Raw genomic sequence first — 16,469 nt, forward strand, 5'->3', positions numbered from 1 at the left:
CACCCGTTCGCTACCGCTACGCGCGCACGATGCCGCTCAACGGCCGACCCGCCGGCGTCGGGCCAAACAGCGCGCTCGCGGTGCGCTGCGGATCGAGCCCGAGACTTTCGCTCGCGGTGCCGGCGATCAATGCATCGAGCGAGGTGGTCGGCTTGAGATCGCGCGCTTCGTACAGATTGTGCGGCGCGAGACCGGGCCAGTCGGCGATCACGCGTCCGCCCTGCACCGAGCCGCCGAGCACCATCGCCACCGATCCCGTGCCGTGATCCGTACCACCCGTGCCGTTGGCGGCGGCGGTTCTGCCGAACTCCGTCGCGACCAGCACCGTGGTCTTGCTCCACAGCGGGCCCATGCCGTCGCGCAACGACGCGAGCATCGTGTCGAGCGCCTTCAACTGATTGGCGAGGCGCGCGTTCTGCGCGCTGTGCGTGTCCCAGCCGCCGGTCTCGATCATCGCGATCCGTGGCCCGTTCTCGCGCGACAGGAAACCCGCGGCGAGCTTGCCGAGACTCGCCGGATCCTGGCGCGCGCCGGCGTCGCCCGCAAGGCCGCGCGCGGTCATCGCCGACTCCCACAGCGGACGCAACTGCGCGTCCTGATCGTAGAGTTGCGAGACGCGCGTGAGCAGATCGTCGGGGGCTTGTGGCAGCGCCGACGGCGCATACGACGTCACCGCCGCCGGGCCGCGCAACGCCATCGGCACGGTCGGCGCGAACGCGATCGCGTTCTCACGCGTGGCCGGCAATTGTGCGACGAGCCGGTTCAGCCAGCCGTCCTTCATCTGATACGGCGATGTGCCGCCGGTCTCGAGCACGTTCTGCCCGTCGAAGTGCGAACGGTCGCGATACGGCGACGCCACCGCGTGCACGAACAGCGCCTGATGGTTCGCATACATCGCCGCGGTCTGGACCATCGCGGGATGCAGCGCAAAGGTGCCGTCCAGGCGCGGCGCGTTCGACGTGTCGATGGCAAGCGCACCGCGCAATGTGGCGTAGGCCGGTTCGGCGTACGGCACGACGATGTTCAAACCGTCGGCGGCGCCGCGCTGGATCACGAACACGAAACGGCTCTCGGTGGCGACGCTGGCAAACGCGATCCGCGGCGACACGAGCATCGCGCCCGCGCCGGCAGCGGCGACGCTCAGAAACTTGCGGCGTGACAGCATGGCATTCATCTCCGTTGAAAATCCGGCGAGACCAGCAATAAAGCGATCGCCGTCGACGCGCTTTCGGCACGCGATACCGCCGTGGCCGTCGGCACACTGAGCGAACCGGCGAGCAGGGTCTGGCCGAGCGAGCGCGCATCGAGCCGGTCGCCCACTCGCGACGCAAAACGCTGCGCCACTTCGACCCGGCGCACGAGCGCGTCGGGCGCGGCCCAACTCGCGGCGATGTCGTCGTAACCGGCGGGCGAGCCCGGACGCCATACCGGCTGGCCGAGCTGCGTGAGAATGGGCGCCGTCTGCATCTTGCCGAGGTCCTGCCAGCCGAGTCCGCGCATCGAGGAAATGGTCCACTCCCAAGGCGTTTTGAATTTCACGGCCGTGGGCGACCACGCTTGCGGCATGTCGATCAACGCGCGGTAGACGGTTGGCAGATCGCCGCCGCTGCGCTCGAATGCGCTGGCCAGATGTCCGCTCACGCCGGGCGGCGGATTATCGGCGACGAAATGACGGGCCAGCTTGCCGCCGATATGCTTCGCGGTCGCGGGTGCGCTCGCGAGGTCGTGCAGGATCGCGAGCGCCTGTTCCTCTCCGGGTTGATCGTAGCGGCGGCCCATGATGGTCCGCGAACCGGGTTCGTGCAGCGCGGCGCGAAACACGAAGCTGCCCGGCGCCGCGTTCTGTTGCATGGCCAGCCGGCCCGCGTTGCCGGGGTTGGCGGGATTACCCGCGACGTTCCAGCCGGTCAGCGCGCGGGCGAATTCGGTGACGTCGTCCTGGCTGTAGCCGCTGCGCACGCCGAGCGTGTGCAACTCCATGATTTCGCGCGCGAGGTTTTCGTTCAGACCGCGTTTGCGCTCGGGATTGCGCTGCGCGGCGCGCATGGCCGCCATGCTGTCCGGCCCGACTGAACGCGTCTGATCGAGAAACACCTGCATGGCCGGATGACGTTCGACGGCCACCAGCATGTCTTCGAAGCGGCCTAGCACATGCGGGCGAATCGCTTCGGCCTCGAACGAACCGGCCAGCGCCGCGACGCCGGGCTTTTCGGTGGAGACCGCGAAGTGGTTGGACCAGAAATGCACCAGCCGCTCGACGAACGGCGTCTGCGTGGTCAGCGCGCTCGTCACCCGTGCATTTACCGATGAGCGGTACATGTCGAGTATTTCACCGCGAATCGCTTTTCGTTCGGCTTGCCTGGCAGTTTGCGCGTCTGCTTGCGTTGAGCTGGCTGTGTCCGGCTGCGCGTTTGCTCGTGCGTTTGCTTGTACGTTTGCTTGTGCGTTCGCCTGAGTGCGGGTTTGCCCATCAGGCATGGTCATGTTCTGTGCGTTCGCGGGGCCTGTCGCCGCGCCCTCGCTCGCATTCTGACGCGCCTGCTGATTGAACTGCATGCGCTGCTGCACGAGTTCAGTAGAAAGCGCCACCGAGTCGGGCTGATTCGCCCACGCGGCCGGCCGCGCCTGGTACTGTTCGAACTGCGCGAGCAGCCAGCCTTTCGGATCGGCGGGCGGCGTGTCGTCGGCACGCGCACCCAGGCCAAAACGGTTCAGCGCAATCGCCGCGGCGTTCAGGTTCGGTGAGTTGGCCATACCATCCTCTTCGGCTGTGGATAGTCTTTAAACGGCTGTCACGCAAAAAACCGTCGCGCCTGCCGCAGGTTTTTTACTCGCCCGAAGTTTCGCTCGATGCCTGATTCGCCGGCTTCTTCACATTCGGCGTGGTCGCGGGTTCACGCCATTGCCCGCGCACCTTCAGGCTGTCGGCGAATTGAACCCGCTCCTCGGGCGACAAGGTCGCCGCGAAGTCCGCCACACTACCCTCCACTTGCGCTCGCAGATGACTGTCGGCCTGGCGCGTGCGTTCGAGCGCGGCGTCCAGCGCGGCACGATCGAACTGCGGCGCCGCCAGCAGACGCAACACTTCGCGCCGCCCTTCGCGGCCTTCGCGGGCATATTGCCGGCCCTCGCGGCGCGCATCTTTCAGGCCGTCGATAAAGGCTTTCTGGCGCTCGGCGGACAGCGTTTGCGCGGCGAAGCGCAGCGCGCGCTGTTGCGCCAGCACGGGCGCCGTCGCGCCGCGCGCGGCAAACCATTGATAGGCGCCCCCGACGATCGCGCCCACCAGAAACACATTCAGCACCAGCGAGGCCACCAGCACGACTTTCCATGATCGGCTGTTCATTCGTCGCTCCAATCGGCGGACGACCCACCGAAGCTCGAAGTTAAATAAGACGACTCGTGCGCGAGCGGTGCCTGCACTCCGGTCTCCGTCAACACGAAGAACGATACGGCGAGAGCGCCGGCTACGCCGCCCAGCAGCCCAACGCCCGCGACCGCCGCGCCCGACCACCACAGGCGGCGTCGCGGCGCCGCCGGCTGCCGCACCGGCGCGCTGCCGAGCACGCGCTCGAGCAGCGCCGCGCCCGGCGGCTCGACTTTGTCGGCGGCGAGCCACGCATCGACGCCGGCCGCCTGCGCCAGCAGCGCCTCGGCTTCGGCGCGATGCGACTGCGCCCACGCCTGCGCCGCCGCGCGCTCCTGTTGCGGCCAGCGGCGCGGCTCGGCACCGTAGGCCTCGACGATCTGCTGAAATCTTTCGGGCGTCATGACTTGTCCTTGCTAAGGCCGCTGCCGGCCAGTTGAGCGCGCAGATTGCGGCGCGCGCGTGCCAGCAGGCTTTCCAGCGCATCGACGCTGATGCCCATCAGGGCCGCGGCGTCGGTGTTCGACATCTCCTGGTAATAGTTGAGTACCAGCGCCTCGCGCTGACGTGCCGGCAACGCGGCGAGCGCATCGCGAACCTGCTGGTTCTGGGCGCGCGCTTCGAGTCCGGCCTCAGGCAGCGGCGCAGGGTCGACCTCCTCCGGCATCTCGTCGTGCGGCTCTTCGCGCCGGCCGCGCAGCCGGTCATAGCAGAGATTGAGCGCCACGCGATGAACCCACGTGTCGAACTTCGCCTCGCCTTCCCGCCAGCGCGACGCCTGTTTCCAGATGCGCACGAACACCTCCTGCGCCACGTCTTCCGCTTCCATGCGGTCGCCCAGCATGCGGGTGGCGAGCGCAAGCAGACGCGGCAGCTTGCGCGAGACGAGCGAGCGAACGGCGGCCGGATCTTGCCGGCCGACCTGTTCGAGCAATTCCGCGTCGGGGTCGCGTTCGCTCAAGACACCTCACACGGATGGTTGCGCGCACCGGTTCGAACGGTGCGCGCGGATAGAGAAAACAGCGCCTCTCGCCACGCACAAGCGCAATCAATATACGACGACCGCCGGCCGATAGTAGGCCGGCCGCGCCGGGTACACCACACAGCCGGCGAGCGTGGCCGCCAGCAGAATCATCACGAGCGTTTTCATGGCAGTCTGCCTGGTTGGTGGACGCAGCGGGTCAAAAACGACGACCGCCGTGGTGCTACCGGGTCATGCCCAATGGCCTTCTACCCAACGCCAGTTGGGACCCCGCGCCACCCAGTGCCCCGGCACCCAGCGATGACCGACGCGCACCGCCTGCCAGTGGCCGCCCACCCACACATAACGGCCCTCGACCCACCGCCAGTGGCCCGGATCCCACGCGTAACCCGCACGCGGCGGCGGCACCACTTCGACGCGCGGCGCAGGCGGCGCCATCGGCGCGACGATCACCGCCTGCGCGAAGGCCGGCGCGGCGCTGAGCGTGGCGGCGCCGGTCAGCGCGGCAGTCAGCATGGCGGTAAGCAGGCGAACCGGTTTGGTGGATGTCATGTTGGTTTCTCCCATTAAAGCCGAAGCCGGAAAGCGGCTCCGTTTCCTGTTGAACGCGGCAGCGGAAAAAATCCGTCGCCGCGGGCGCGTCAAAAATCAAAAGGAGAGAAGGATGCGCGAAAAGCGGCGATGAAACGCGAGGCGCAGAGTCGCAGCGCGTTGCCGTATTGCCGTGACGCGTCAGCGGAACGACAGCAAAGGTTAGGCAAATGAATAAGAAACGAGGGTTTCGGTAAGGTTCGCGCCCCGAAATCTTAATTATCAAATGGTCCAATGCGCGCAGTTTGTCGCGGTAAGACCACTAGCACTAGCTGTATTTCTAACAAATATCCCCAGCGAACATCCACACCTACGTCGATGCAAACGCTGAACGGCGAAGTCGAATCTGGAGCCTTTCAAATGTTCCGTAGAACCCTCTTACCCATCCCGTTTGCGGCGCTGCTTACGCTCGCAGCTTGCGGCAACAACAGCGTGAACTCGCCTGCGCCGGTGGTATCGGCTCAGGACGCCGTGGCCACGGCCACGCCGATCAAACACGTCGTGGTGATTTTCGGCGAGAACGTTTCGTTCGATCACTACTTCGGCACCTACCCGAACGCGTCCAACCCGACTGGCGAGCCGCAATTCGTGGCAGCCGCGGGCACGCCGGCGGTCGACAACCTCAGTAGCAACAACCTGATCACGGCCAACCCGAACGCGCTGACCACCTCGCCGAATACAGCGGGCCGCACGGTCGGCAGCGTGACGATCGCGGGTCTCGGCCTGCCCGCAGCCGATCTGCTGCCGTTCCGCCTGGACCGCTCGCAAGCCAATACGTCGAGCCAGAACCACGCCTACGCCGCAGAAGAACTCGCTTATAACAACGGCGCGATGGACTCGTTCCCGCTCTTCACCGCAGCCAACTCGACGATCGCCGGCAGCACCGGCGCGTTCGCGACGAAGGGCCAGGTGCTCGGCTACTTCGACGGCAACACGGTCACGGCTCTGTGGAACTACGCGCAGAACTTCGCGATGAACCAGAACGCCTACACGGACACGTACGGTCCGTCGACGCCGGGTGCGCTCGCAGTGGTGTCCGGCCAGAACAACGGCGTCGTCGTGAGCGGCGGCACCTCGGCCAACGCGATTCCCGACTCGGCAGGCAGCTTCACGATGATCGGCGACCTCGACCCGACCGGCGACGTCTGCACGATCGCGGCAAAGAGCACGGTGACCGGCGCGATGTCGTCGAATAACAAGAACATCGGCGACCTGCTCAACGCGAAGGGCCTGACTTGGGGCGGCTTCATGGGCGGCTTCAATCTGCAGACCGTCAACGCCAACGGCACGACCGGCTGCCTGCGTTCGACCTTCTCGCCAGTGCTGAACGCAACCAAGGCCGACTACGTGCAGCATCACGCGTGGTTCCAGTACTACGCGAGCACGGCCAACCTGGCGCATACGCGTCCGTCGTCGGCGGCGGTGATCGGCTCCACGGATCCGCTCGACAACACGGCAACGCCGGTGCACCACCAGTACGATACCGACGACTTCTTCGCCGCGGTGAAGGCGGGCAACTATCCGTCGGTCAACTTCCTCAAGGCGCCGGCCGTCGGCGACGGCCATCCGGGCAATTCGGACCCGATCGACGAACAGGCTTTCGTGACAAAGGTAATCAACTTCCTGCAACAGCAGCCTGACTGGAAGAACACCGCCGTGATCATCGCCTACGACGATTCGGACGGCTGGTACGACCACCGTTACAAGGCACCGACGAGCGCATCGTTCGATTCGACCACGGCGCAATCCGCGGGCGGCAAGACGGTGGCGGGCACCGACAACCTGAGCGGCGTCGGTCAGTGCACGGCAGCGGGCGCAGTGCAGCCGCAAGGCGTGAACGGCGGCGTGGTCAACGGCCGTTGCGGCCCGGGTACGCGCACGCCGTTTATCGTGGTGTCGCCGTGGGCGAAGGTCAACTTCGTCGACGATACGCCGATCACGCAGGCTTCCGTGGTGCGCTTCATCGAGGACAACTGGCTGGGCGGTCAACGCCTGGGCGGTGGTTCGTTCGACGCGACGGCGGGCAGCATCATGAACATGTTCAACTTCACGGGCTCGGGCAACAATCCGACGCTGTTCCTCGATCAGAACCTGGGTACGAAGCTGGCAGCCGCGCCGGCGATCTGATCCGCGGACGTGCCCCGCGCTCTTCTGTTCCGCTTGCCGTTGCGTGATGCACGAGTCACATGCGTGCCTCACGCCGCGCGGCGGCGCGAAGTGAAAAGTGTCACGCATCCTATGCCGTAGTTGGGCGTCGAGCCAGCGCAAGCGTGCTGGCTCGATTTTGCTTTTTATCGAAGCCGATCGAATCATCTGTCATCACCGCCATGAACCCTCCTTCTGACGCCGCCTTGCCTTCGCATCTGCCCGCGGGCGGCGAGCCCGGCCCCGTGATTACCCGCCGCTCGTGGCTCAAGCTGCTCGCGTGGAGCGCGGCCGGCATCGTGCTCGCGTGCATTGTCTACTGCGCGTACGCGCTCGTGTATCCGGAGCGCATGCCGTCCGCGGTCGGCGAGATCGTCGAGGAAATCACCGGCGCGAATCCGCATCCGGTGACGTTGATGCGTCCACAGAATGTGCCGCTGAGCGCCGTGGCGCTGCTCGGCAAACAGATTTTCTTCGACCCGAGTTTGTCGGCGTCGGGCACGCAGTCGTGTGCGTCGTGCCACTCGCCGCAGCATTCGTATGCACCGGATAACGCGTTCCCGGTGCAGCTCGGCGGCGCGCATATGAACCAGGCGGGTTATCGTCCGCCGCCGTCGCTCACGTATCTGTATCGTCAGGCGCCGTTCAGCATCGGCCCGGATCAGGGCGACACCGACGTGCCGGTGGATATGACGCAACTGGCCACGCAAGCCGCCGGCGTGCAGCGCGCGCAGAAGACGGCGCTCGCCGCGCCCGCCGCTGCGGCGATGGTGCCGCAAGGCGGATTGTTCTGGGACGGCCGCGTCGATACTTTGCAGGACCAGGCACTCGGACCTTTGACCAACCCGGTGGAAATGGCCAACGCAACGCCGGAGGACGTCGCTCACAAACTGCTGGCGACCAGGTATCTGGATCAATTCAAACGGATCTTCGGGCCGGGTATCGTCACCAATCCGAGCCTGATGATTTCCGAGGCGATGTTCGCCGTTGGGCGTTATCAGATCGAGGACCAGTCGTTCCATTCTTTCAGCAGCAAGTACGACTACTGGCTCGAAGGCAAGGCGCGCCTGACGCACGCCGAGCTGCACGGCTTGCAGTTGTTCAACGACAAGGACAAGGCGAACTGCGCCGGCTGCCATTTGAGCCAGCCGAGCAAGGACGGCCTGCCGCCGGTGTTCACCGACACGCAATACGAAGCGCTCGGCGTGCCGCGCAATCCGGCGATTCCCGCCAACAAGGATCCGAAGTTCTTCGATATGGGCGTGTGCGGCCCGTTCCGCGACGACCTCGCCAAACAGACACAGTATTGCGGCATGTTCCTCACGCCGACGCTGCGTAATGCGGCTGAACGCAAGGTGTTTTTCCACAACGGCGTGTACCACGATCTGAAGCAGGTGATGGACTTCTACAATCTGCGCAATACGTCGCCGGAGAAAATCTATCCGCGCGACGCGTCGGGCAAGGTGCAGAAGTACAACGATCTGCCGGCTCAGTACCATGTCAACGTGGACGTGGCCGACGCACCGTTCGACCGCAAGTTCGGCGATCAGCCGGCAATGAGCGAAGAGGATATTCAGGACATCATCGCGTTCATGAAGACGCTCAGCGACGGGTACAAGAACTGAGGTTGCCTGTGTCGTCGTGCTGCGAAGGCCGCACACGCGGCCTTTGCGCTGCGGCGCGCGAGCCGGTGAGGTATCCTTGCCGGTTCCGCGAACTCTATCCGTACCCTGCCCGATGGCCGATTTTCCCTTCGACGCCGTACTCTTCGACTGCGACGGCGTGCTCGTCGACTCAGAGCCCATCACCAACCGCGTGCTCACCGAGATGCTTGGGGAGCTGGGCTGGCATTTGAGCGTCGAAGAGACGATGCGTATTTTCGTCGGCAAAGCCGTCCGGGACGAAGCCGCGCTGATCGAAGCGCGCACCGGCGTCGCGATCACGACCGACTGGCTCATGCAATTCCGCGAGCGACGCAATGCGGCGCTGGATCTCGAACTGGTCGCGATTCCCGGCGCACCGTCAGCCGTGCGTGCGCTTCACTCGGCGCTGAACGGACGCGTTGCGGTGGCGTCGGGCGCGGACCGTATCAAAGTGGAAATGCAACTGGTGAAGGCGGGCATTTTCGACTGTTTCGAAGGACGCATTTTCAGCGGCCACGAAATGCCCCGCAGCAAGCCCTTTCCCGATGTCTATCTCGCGGCGGCTGCCGCGTTGGACGTGGACCCGCGCCGTTGCGCGGTGATCGAGGACACGGTGACCGGCGCGACCGCGGGCGTGGCTGCGGGCGCTACGGTGTTCGGCTATTGCCCGCTCGAACTCGGCCACAGCAGCGCGACCGCATTGCATGGCGCGGGTGCCACGCATGTGTTCAGGGACATGCGCGCATTGCCCGCTTTGCTGGCGGGATGGCGCGCTGAAATGCACTGACGAAGGCGCTGGCTTCGACGCCGGCCTTCGCGCCACAGCCCGCGACGGCGACGGCGCTGAAAATATCGCGCCGACTCTTACGCTCGCCGCAGTCCTTACTCGAAAGCTGGATCGATCGGCACGCGGTATCCCACTGCCAGCCGATTCGTCTCGTTGGCCATGCCCACGACCGCGAGCAATTCGCCGAACATCTCGTCGGTCATACCGGCGCGGCGCGCGGCCGCCGTGTGACTCGCCACGCAGTAGCCGCAATTGTTCGTCACGCTCACCGCGACATACAGCAGTTCCTTGATGAGCGGATCGAGCGCGCCGGGCGCCATCACGTCCTTCAGGCTGTCCCACGTGCGCTCGAGAGTTGGCGGATGCTGGGCGATGTACTTCCAGAAGTTGTTGACGTCGTCGACCTGACGGGTCTGCTTGATATCGTCGTACACGGTTTGGACTTCCGGCGACGCCGCAGCGTATTCGACGGCTTTGATCTGATTCATGCGTTCTCCTTTCCTTGCTGACGAGATTCGGTGAACCTTGCGCGCGAGGCGCAGGGTTCGCGGTGGCCGTCTATTGTGACGTGATTTTCAGCGCGCCTCACCACAGCATGACGCGGCAGACGGATGTCGCTGAATTGCCGACACTCGTTATGCACCGAGTTGGCCGCTCGCCATCACACCACCGCGGGGAAATCGCGGAAAAGCATATGGCACGCCGCTTTAGCGCCGATGGCATGGTGCGTGCATTCAGCGGACGTGAGCGCGGCATTTTTCCGCTCTCCTCGATCCACTTGATGCACTCACTCCGCTGGAGATCCACCATGAAAACGCTCGTCCTCAAAGACCTCGCCCGCCTCGACGAACTCGATCGCGCGGCATCGCTATCCGTTCGCGGCGGCACTGCCTGCCTGACGCGCCAGGCACCTTCCGGTTGCGGGGGACTGGATCAGCCGATGCACATCGAACGCGGCTGGAGCCCATGCCCGCCCGTTCATTTCGGCTGCGGACCGGTCTACTTCCCGTTCGACCCGCTGCCTTCGCACAAGGAACTGAAGGTGGTGCCGCTGTAGTGCCGCGGCACGCCCCAAAGCAAACGGCGCCGCCTGTCTGCGCCGTGGCGTGGCGAGCGCGCAAGCCTGAACGCGCTCACCACGTCGATTTTCCTGCTACTTCGTCTGGTCGCGCAGCCGCAATATCTGGCCGCCCGCGCTGTCTTCCACCAGCCAGCCGGCCGCCGTCATCACGTCGCGCAGACGATCCGCCTCGCTCCATTGCTTCTCGGCGCGGGCTCTTTCGCGTTGATCCGCGAGGGCCGCGATCCCGGCCGGAAGCTCGGGCGTATCGACGTCCTTCCAATCGGCGAGACCCAGTCCAAGCACCACGTCGAAGCAATCGACGCTCGCCCTTCGCGTTGCCGGCGGCAGATCGCTTCTGACCACGTCCCACAGCACCGCGAGCGCGCGCGGCAGGTTCAGATCGTGATCGACCTCCGCCTTGAAGCGCGCCACGGCGGACGCATCCGCCGTACCGCCTGGCGGCCATTGCGCATAGATCCGGCGCAAACGGTCCAGTGCGGCTTGCGCGGCATCCAGCGCGGCCTCGCTGAAGCGCAGGCTGCTGCGGTAGTGCGCGCCCAGGCATAGATAGCGATACGCGAGCGGATCGTTGCCGCGCTCGATCAGCGTTTGCAAACGTACGAAATCGCCGTCCGACTTCGACATCTTGCCGGCGTCCAGCAACAGGAAATGGCCGTGCATCCAGAAGTTGGCGAGACGCGTGCCGTGGCGCGCCTGGGTTTGCGCGATCTCGTTGCTGTGATGCACGGGGATATGATCTTCGCCGCCGCAATGAATATCGAACCACGGGCTCAAATACTTCGCCGACATCGCCGAGCACTCGATATGCCAGCCCGGAAAGCCGCGGCCCCACGGACTGTCCCACTCCATTTGCCGCGTGGCGCCGGGCGGACTGAATTTCCACAGCGCGAAATCGGTCGTGCGTTGCTTCTCGCCGGACGCGACACGTTTGCCCGCCTGCAAGCCCGCCACATCCAGACGCGCCAGATAGCCGTAGTCATCCTGTCTGCCGGTGTCGAAATAGACGCCGTCGGCCGTGCGGTAGGTGTGGCCGTTGCGCTCGAGCTCGGCGATAAAGTCGATCTGCTCCGCGATGTGATCGGTCGCGCGGCACCAGAGCGCGGGCTCCAGCAGGTTGAGCGCGCGCCAGTCGTTCATGAAGGCCGCCGTGTACCGCTCGGCGATCGCCCACGCCGATTCGCCAGTGCGCCGGCTGCCCTTCTCCATCTTGTCCTCGCCTTCGTCGGCATCGGACACCAGATGGCCGACATCGGTGATGTTCACCACGTGCCGCACGTTATATCCGTTCAACACCAGCGCGCGCCGCAGCACGTCTTCGAACACGTAGGTCCGCAGATTGCCGATATGCGCGTGGTCGTACACCGTCGGGCCGCAGCAATACAGGCCGACGTGATCCGGATGAATCGGCGTGAATTCGCGCACGCTGCGCGTCCAGGTGTCGTACAGGCGAAGCGGCATGTGATGTCTCCAGGCGCCGGGTGTTCAAAAAAGCGTTCAAAAGCAAAAAGGCCACCGGTCGCGTGACGGGTGGCCTCAGGGATGCGAATGTGCGCAGATCGACTTGCTAGACGCAAGCTCCCCTCGGCAGGCTGCGACAGCATGCGCGCGAAGAATGCAGACGGGAAAGGATTGAAGCGATCATGGAAACGATCCTAACGCGGCTTTGCCGCTGCGGTCAATCGTCGACGCGCTTAGGGCGCTTTGGCGCTTCAGGCGCCTAGCGCGTTCGTGCCCGCATTCGCCGCATGAAAAAGCCCCGCAAGACTTTCGGCTTGCGGGGCTTCGTGTCGAACGGGATGCTCGTTCGTTTAGCGCGACATCATGTGCATGCTGACGTTGTGCATGACCCACAACGTGCCGCCGATCACGATGACCGCGGTCAGCAGCGTGAAGGCGAACGCCATCACATTCCAGCGCTGCTCCGACGACGTATTCAGATGCAGGAAGAAAATCAGGTGCACGACGATCTGCACGAGCGCAAGGCCCGCGATCGCGAGCAGCGCGTTCTCGCCGGTCAACGTGCCGGTCATGACGAGGCCGAAAGCGGCGACGGTCAGAACGACGGAGAGAATGAAGCCCGTCGTATAGCTGCCGATACTGCCGTGACTTTCACCTGCGTGGGCGTTATGGCTATGGTCCATTCAGATCACGCTCGCGAGATAGACAAAGGTGAAGACGCCGATCCACACGACGTCCAAAAAGTGCCAGAAAAGGCTCAGGCACGTCAGGCGGATCATGTCGCGTTCGGTCAGATCACGATGGCTGATCACCTGAATGGCGAGCACCACCATCCAGATCAGGCCGCACGTGACGTGCAGGCCGTGCGTGCCAACCAGCGTGAAGAACGACGACAGGAACGCGCTGCGGCTCGGGCCCGCGCCTTCGGCGATCAGGTGCGAGAACTCGCGCAGTTCCAGCACGAGAAACGCGAGACCGAGCAGGAAGGTCACGCCGAGCCAGAACAGCAGCACGCCCTTACGATTCTTGTGCGCGCCGAGCATCGCGAAGCCGTACGTGATGCTGCTCAGGAGCAGCATCGACGTTTCGACCGCGACGCCCGGAATCTCGAACAGATCCTTACCGCTCGGACCGCCCGCGAACTGGTGGCCCATCACCGCGAACACTGCGAACAGCGCCGCGAAGATGATGCAGTCGGTCATCAGATACAGCCAGAAGCCGAACACCGATTGCGACGGTACGTGGTCCGCGTCGTGATGCGAGTGGGCATCCATAGTATTGGTCAACATCAATCCACCTCCAACGCGACCCGCGCACCAGCGCCAGAGCGTTTCTCTTCAATTTCCGCGACCGTGGCGGCCGGGATGTAATAGCCTTCGTTTTTCTGGAAGCTATAGACGATCACGGTGCCGATCGCGCCGACCAGGCCGACGATTGCCAGCCACCAGATGTGCCAGACACCGGCAAAGCCGAGCACCAGCGAGAACAGACCCGCGATCACACCCGCGGACGTATTCGACGGCATGTGAATGTCGCGATACACCGGCTTGGCTTGCGTAGCCTTGCGCGACTTCATGTCGGTGAACGCGTCGAGCTTGTGCACCGTCGGGATGATCGCGAAGTTGTAGACCGGCGGCGGCGAGCTCATTGCCCATTCCAGCGTGTGGCCGTTCCACGGATCGCCCGTGTCGTCGCGATTCTGCGGCAGATTGCGGTCGCGAATGCTGACGACGATCTGCAACACCTGCAATGCGATACCGATAGCGATCAGCGCCGCACCGCCCGCGGCCAGAATCAGCCACGGGTGCCACAGCGGGTTGTCATAGTGGTTGATACGGCGCGTCATGCCCATGAAGCCGAGCACGTACAGCGGCGTGAACGCCACCCAGAAACCGATCTGCCAGAACCAGAACGACGCCTTGCCCAGCTTTTCGTTCAGCTTGAAACCGAACGCCTTCGGGAACCAGTAGTTGAAGCCGGCCAGATAACCGAACAGCACGCCACCGATGATCACGTTGTGGAAGTGAGCGATCAGGAACAGGCTGTTGTGCAGCACGAAGTCCGCGCCCGGGATCGCCATCATCACGCCGGTCATGCCGCCGATCGTGAACGTGATCATGAAGCCGATGGTCCACAAGATAGGCGGCGTGAACGTCAGCCGGCCCTTGTAGATCGTGAACAGCCAGTTGAACACCTTCACGCCGGTCGGAATCGCGATCACCATGGTGGCGATGCCGAAGAAAGCGTTGACGTCAGCGCCCGAACCCATCGTGAAGAAGTGATGCAGCCACACGAGGAACGACAGCACCATGATCGCGCAGGTCGCCCACACCATCGTCTTGTAGCCGAACAGCGGCTTCTTGGCGAAGGTCGCCACGACTTCCGAGAAGATACCGAATGCCGGCAGGATCAGGATGTACACCTCGGGGTGACCCCAGGCCCAGATCAGGTTCAGGTACATCATGGCGTTGCCGCCGCCATCGTTCGTGAAGAAGTGCATGCCGAGGTAGCGGTCCAGACCCAGCAGCGCGAGCGTCACGGTCAGGATCGGGAACGAGGCCATGATCAGCACGTTGGTGCAAAGCGCCGTCCACGTGAACACCGGCATCTTCATGAACGTCATGCCCGGCGCGCGCATCTTCACGATGGTCGCGAAGAAATTTACGCCTGTCAGCAAGGTGCCGATACCGGAGAGCTGCAGACTCCACAGGTAATAGTCGACCCCGACACCCGGACTGAACTGCAGCTCGGAGAGCGGCGGATACGCGAGCCAACCCGTTTGCGCGAATTCACCGATCACCAGCGAGATGTTGATCAGGATCGCGCTGACCGCGGTCATCCAGAACGAGAGCGAGTTGATGAACGGGAACGCGACGTCGCGTGCGCCAATCTGCAGCGGCACGATGATGTTCATCAGGCCGATCATGAACGCCATCGCCATGAAGAAAATCATGATGACGCCGTGCGCCGTGAACACCTGGTCGTAGTGATGCGGCGGCAGGTAGCCCGGGTTCGCATAAGCGAGGGCCTGTTGCAGACGCATCATGATCGCGTCCGCGAAGCCGCGGAACAGCATGATGAGCGCCACGACGATGTACATCACGCCGAGCTTCTTGTGGTCCACCGACGTGAGCCACTCGGTCCACAGGTAGCGCCACTTGCCGAAATAGGTGATCAGACCCAGCAGCGTCGCACCGCCGATGGCGATCATCGCGGCCGTGACCATGATGATCGGCTCGTGGTACGGAATCGCGTCTAGTGAAAGTTTACCGAACATGCGTTACCCCTTGCCCTTTGGCGCACAGTTGGCGTCCTTCATGTTGTCGAGGACGTTGCCGTTGTTGTATCGGGCAATGATGTTGTGAAAGAGCTTCGGATCGACGCTCGAGAAGTAGCGCACCGGCTCTTTCTCGGTCGGCGCGGACACCGTGTGGTAGCGGTCCATGCTGAGGTTGTCCGACGAAGCGCGCACTTTCGCAACCCATGCGTTGAATTCTTCAGGCGAGGTGGCGAGCGCACGGAACTTCATGTCCGAGAAGCCTTTGCCGCTGAAGTTCGCCGACGCGCCGGCGTAGTTGCCGGCTTCGTCCGCGATCAGATGCAGGCGCGTTTGCATGCCCGCCATCGCGTAGATCTGGCCGCCGAGTTGCGGAATGAAGAACGAGTTCATCACCGTGTCGGACGTGATCGTGAAGTTCACCGGCGTGCCGACCGGGAACGCCAACTGGTTCACCGACGCAATGCCGAGGTCCGGATAGATGAACAGCCACTTCCAGTCGAGCGCGACGACTTCGACGTTGATCGGCTTGACCTGCGACTCGAGCGGCTTGTACGGGTCGAGCTCGTGCGTGGTCTTCCACGTCAACACGGCAAGGAACAGAATGATCAGCGTCGGAATCGTCCAGATGGCGATTTCGATACCCGTGGAATGCGTCCAGCCCGGACGGTAGTCGGCGTTTTTATTCGACGCGCGATAACGCCACGCGAACAGCAGCGTGAGCGCGATCACCGGAACGACCACGATCAGCATGGCCCAGGTGGACGTGGCAATCAGCTCACGTTCCGCCAGCCCCACACTCCCCTTCGGATTCAGAATATCGAGGTTGCTGCAACCCGAGAGCAACAACACGAGGCTCGCGGATACGAAACTCATCGACCCGCGCAGAGTCTTTCCTTTCATATCCATTGCCTCTTTTTTACGTCTTCAACGAACGTCATTCGACCGCTCTCCAATAGTAAGCGCTCGCATAATAGGGGCACGCCCGGCCGTAATAAACACTCGATTTAGCAACGATCTATTGCGTCGCAGCACCGTGTGACACGTTGCCGCACACTTGCGCGCGGGTGAGCAACTGAAGTGCTTCGCTGCAAGGAATCCAAGTATCGGCCGAACGAGAAAACCCCTTTAAACA

At 63.8% G+C, this 16,469-nt stretch carries 16 protein-coding genes; 4 read left to right on the forward strand and 12 right to left on the reverse strand.

Annotated elements, in window-relative coordinates; translation table 11 throughout:
- Positions 1-16: 16 nt before the first annotated feature.
- The 6 genes from B0G71_RS23480 to B0G71_RS23505 all read right to left on the reverse strand — a co-directional run bounded on the left by B0G71_RS23480 (position 17) and on the right by B0G71_RS23505 (position 4,901).
- A complete protein-coding gene (locus tag B0G71_RS23480) occupies positions 17-1,165 on the reverse strand; it encodes a DUF1501 domain-containing protein (protein WP_116144574.1) in 1,149 nt (382 codons plus the stop codon).
- Positions 1,166-1,170: 5 nt separating this feature from the next.
- The gene (locus B0G71_RS23485) at positions 1,171-2,754 is read right to left on the reverse strand and encodes a DUF1800 family protein (RefSeq protein ID WP_116144576.1); all 1,584 of its coding nucleotides are present in this window, start codon (positions 2,752-2,754) and stop codon (positions 1,171-1,173) included.
- A 73-nt stretch (positions 2,755-2,827) separates the two neighbouring features.
- Positions 2,828-3,346 (reverse strand): periplasmic heavy metal sensor, encoded by a 519-nt coding sequence (locus B0G71_RS23490; protein WP_116144578.1) that lies wholly within the window; start codon positions 3,344-3,346, stop codon positions 2,828-2,830.
- A complete protein-coding gene (locus B0G71_RS23495) occupies positions 3,343-3,771 on the reverse strand; it encodes a hypothetical protein (RefSeq protein ID WP_116144580.1) in 429 nt (142 codons plus the stop codon). Before B0G71_RS23495 ends, B0G71_RS23490 begins: the two co-directional genes overlap by 4 nt.
- Complete coding sequence (locus tag B0G71_RS23500; protein ID WP_116144582.1) at positions 3,768-4,328, reverse strand: RNA polymerase sigma factor; 561 nt, start codon at positions 4,326-4,328, stop codon at positions 3,768-3,770. The genes B0G71_RS23495 and B0G71_RS23500 overlap by 4 nt, the downstream gene beginning before the upstream one ends.
- Positions 4,329-4,580: 252 nt before the next feature.
- A complete protein-coding gene (locus B0G71_RS23505; protein WP_116144584.1) occupies positions 4,581-4,901 on the reverse strand; it encodes a YXWGXW repeat-containing protein in 321 nt (106 codons plus the stop codon).
- 399 nt (positions 4,902-5,300) lie between these two features.
- On the opposite strand from B0G71_RS23505, the gene B0G71_RS23510 reads away from it, so the two are divergent.
- The 3 genes from B0G71_RS23510 to B0G71_RS23520 all read left to right on the forward strand — a co-directional run bounded on the left by B0G71_RS23510 (position 5,301) and on the right by B0G71_RS23520 (position 9,515).
- Positions 5,301-7,067, forward strand: a complete 1,767-nt coding sequence (locus B0G71_RS23510) for a phospholipase C (RefSeq protein WP_116148813.1) — start codon at positions 5,301-5,303, stop codon at positions 7,065-7,067.
- A 59-nt stretch (positions 7,068-7,126) separates the two neighbouring features.
- The gene (locus tag B0G71_RS23515) at positions 7,127-8,710 is read left to right on the forward strand and encodes a cytochrome-c peroxidase (protein WP_404935386.1); all 1,584 of its coding nucleotides are present in this window, start codon (positions 7,127-7,129) and stop codon (positions 8,708-8,710) included.
- Between the two features lie 112 nt (positions 8,711-8,822).
- Positions 8,823-9,515, forward strand: a complete 693-nt coding sequence (locus B0G71_RS23520; RefSeq protein WP_116144588.1) for an HAD family phosphatase — start codon at positions 8,823-8,825, stop codon at positions 9,513-9,515.
- 95 nt (positions 9,516-9,610) lie between these two features.
- Here the strand turns inward: B0G71_RS23520 and B0G71_RS23525 are convergent, their stop codons facing one another.
- Positions 9,611-10,003: a carboxymuconolactone decarboxylase family protein gene (locus B0G71_RS23525; protein WP_116144590.1), complete on the reverse strand. Its 393-nt coding sequence runs from the start codon at positions 10,001-10,003 to the stop codon at positions 9,611-9,613.
- Positions 10,004-10,323: 320 nt separating this feature from the next.
- Here B0G71_RS23525 and B0G71_RS23530 point away from each other — a divergent pair, with 320 nt between their 5' ends.
- Complete coding sequence (locus tag B0G71_RS23530) at positions 10,324-10,572, forward strand: hypothetical protein (protein WP_116148815.1); 249 nt, start codon at positions 10,324-10,326, stop codon at positions 10,570-10,572.
- Between the two features lie 96 nt (positions 10,573-10,668).
- Here the strand turns inward: B0G71_RS23530 and cysS are convergent, their stop codons facing one another.
- The 5 genes from cysS to cyoA all read right to left on the reverse strand — a co-directional run bounded on the left by cysS (position 10,669) and on the right by cyoA (position 16,237).
- Complete coding sequence (gene cysS / locus B0G71_RS23535) at positions 10,669-12,057, reverse strand: cysteine--tRNA ligase (RefSeq protein ID WP_116144592.1); 1,389 nt, start codon at positions 12,055-12,057, stop codon at positions 10,669-10,671.
- Between the two features lie 350 nt (positions 12,058-12,407).
- Positions 12,408-12,740 carry a cytochrome o ubiquinol oxidase subunit IV gene (cyoD, locus tag B0G71_RS23540; RefSeq protein WP_012426887.1) on the reverse strand — a complete coding sequence of 111 codons (333 nt, stop codon included), beginning with the start codon at positions 12,738-12,740 and terminating at the stop codon, positions 12,408-12,410.
- A complete protein-coding gene (gene cyoC / locus B0G71_RS23545; RefSeq protein ID WP_116144594.1) occupies positions 12,741-13,346 on the reverse strand; it encodes a cytochrome o ubiquinol oxidase subunit III in 606 nt (201 codons plus the stop codon). It lies immediately after the preceding gene.
- Entirely contained in the window at positions 13,346-15,334 is a 1,989-nt protein-coding gene (cyoB, locus tag B0G71_RS23550) for a cytochrome o ubiquinol oxidase subunit I (protein ID WP_116144596.1), read from the reverse strand. Before cyoB ends, cyoC begins: the two co-directional genes overlap by 1 nt.
- Before the next feature lie 3 nt (positions 15,335-15,337).
- Positions 15,338-16,237 (reverse strand): ubiquinol oxidase subunit II, encoded by a 900-nt coding sequence (gene cyoA, locus B0G71_RS23555; RefSeq protein ID WP_116144598.1) that lies wholly within the window; start codon positions 16,235-16,237, stop codon positions 15,338-15,340.
- Positions 16,238-16,469 lie beyond the last annotated feature (232 nt).

It is taken from the genome of Paraburkholderia sp. BL27I4N3 (genome assembly GCF_003386115.1).
Classification (GTDB): domain Bacteria; phylum Pseudomonadota; class Gammaproteobacteria; order Burkholderiales; family Burkholderiaceae; genus Paraburkholderia.

Bases quoted from the DNA above. Each gene is read 5' to 3' on its own strand.
- B0G71_RS23480 (WP_116144574.1), bottom strand. From the start codon at position 1,165: ATGCTGTCACGCCGCAAGTTTCTGAGCGTCGCCGCTGCCGGCGCGGGC.
- B0G71_RS23485 (WP_116144576.1), bottom strand. From the start codon at position 2,754: ATGGCCAACTCACCGAACCTGAACGCCGCGGCGATTGCGCTGAACCGT.
- B0G71_RS23490 (WP_116144578.1), bottom strand. From the start codon at position 3,346: ATGAACAGCCGATCATGGAAAGTCGTGCTGGTGGCCTCGCTGGTGCTG.
- B0G71_RS23495 (WP_116144580.1), bottom strand. From the start codon at position 3,771: ATGACGCCCGAAAGATTTCAGCAGATCGTCGAGGCCTACGGTGCCGAG.
- B0G71_RS23505 (WP_116144584.1), bottom strand. From the start codon at position 4,901: ATGACATCCACCAAACCGGTTCGCCTGCTTACCGCCATGCTGACTGCC.
- B0G71_RS23510 (WP_116148813.1), top strand. From the start codon at position 5,301: ATGTTCCGTAGAACCCTCTTACCCATCCCGTTTGCGGCGCTGCTTACG.
- B0G71_RS23515 (WP_404935386.1), top strand. From the start codon at position 7,127: ATGCGTGCCTCACGCCGCGCGGCGGCGCGAAGTGAAAAGTGTCACGCA.
- B0G71_RS23520 (WP_116144588.1), top strand. From the start codon at position 8,823: ATGGCCGATTTTCCCTTCGACGCCGTACTCTTCGACTGCGACGGCGTG.
- B0G71_RS23525 (WP_116144590.1), bottom strand. From the start codon at position 10,003: ATGAATCAGATCAAAGCCGTCGAATACGCTGCGGCGTCGCCGGAAGTC.
- B0G71_RS23530 (WP_116148815.1), top strand. From the start codon at position 10,324: ATGAAAACGCTCGTCCTCAAAGACCTCGCCCGCCTCGACGAACTCGAT.
- cysS (WP_116144592.1), bottom strand. From the start codon at position 12,057: ATGCCGCTTCGCCTGTACGACACCTGGACGCGCAGCGTGCGCGAATTC.
- cyoD (WP_012426887.1), bottom strand. From the start codon at position 12,740: ATGGACCATAGCCATAACGCCCACGCAGGTGAAAGTCACGGCAGTATC.
- cyoC (WP_116144594.1), bottom strand. From the start codon at position 13,346: ATGTTGACCAATACTATGGATGCCCACTCGCATCACGACGCGGACCAC.
- cyoB (WP_116144596.1), bottom strand. From the start codon at position 15,334: ATGTTCGGTAAACTTTCACTAGACGCGATTCCGTACCACGAGCCGATC.
- cyoA (WP_116144598.1), bottom strand. From the start codon at position 16,237: ATGAAAGGAAAGACTCTGCGCGGGTCGATGAGTTTCGTATCCGCGAGC.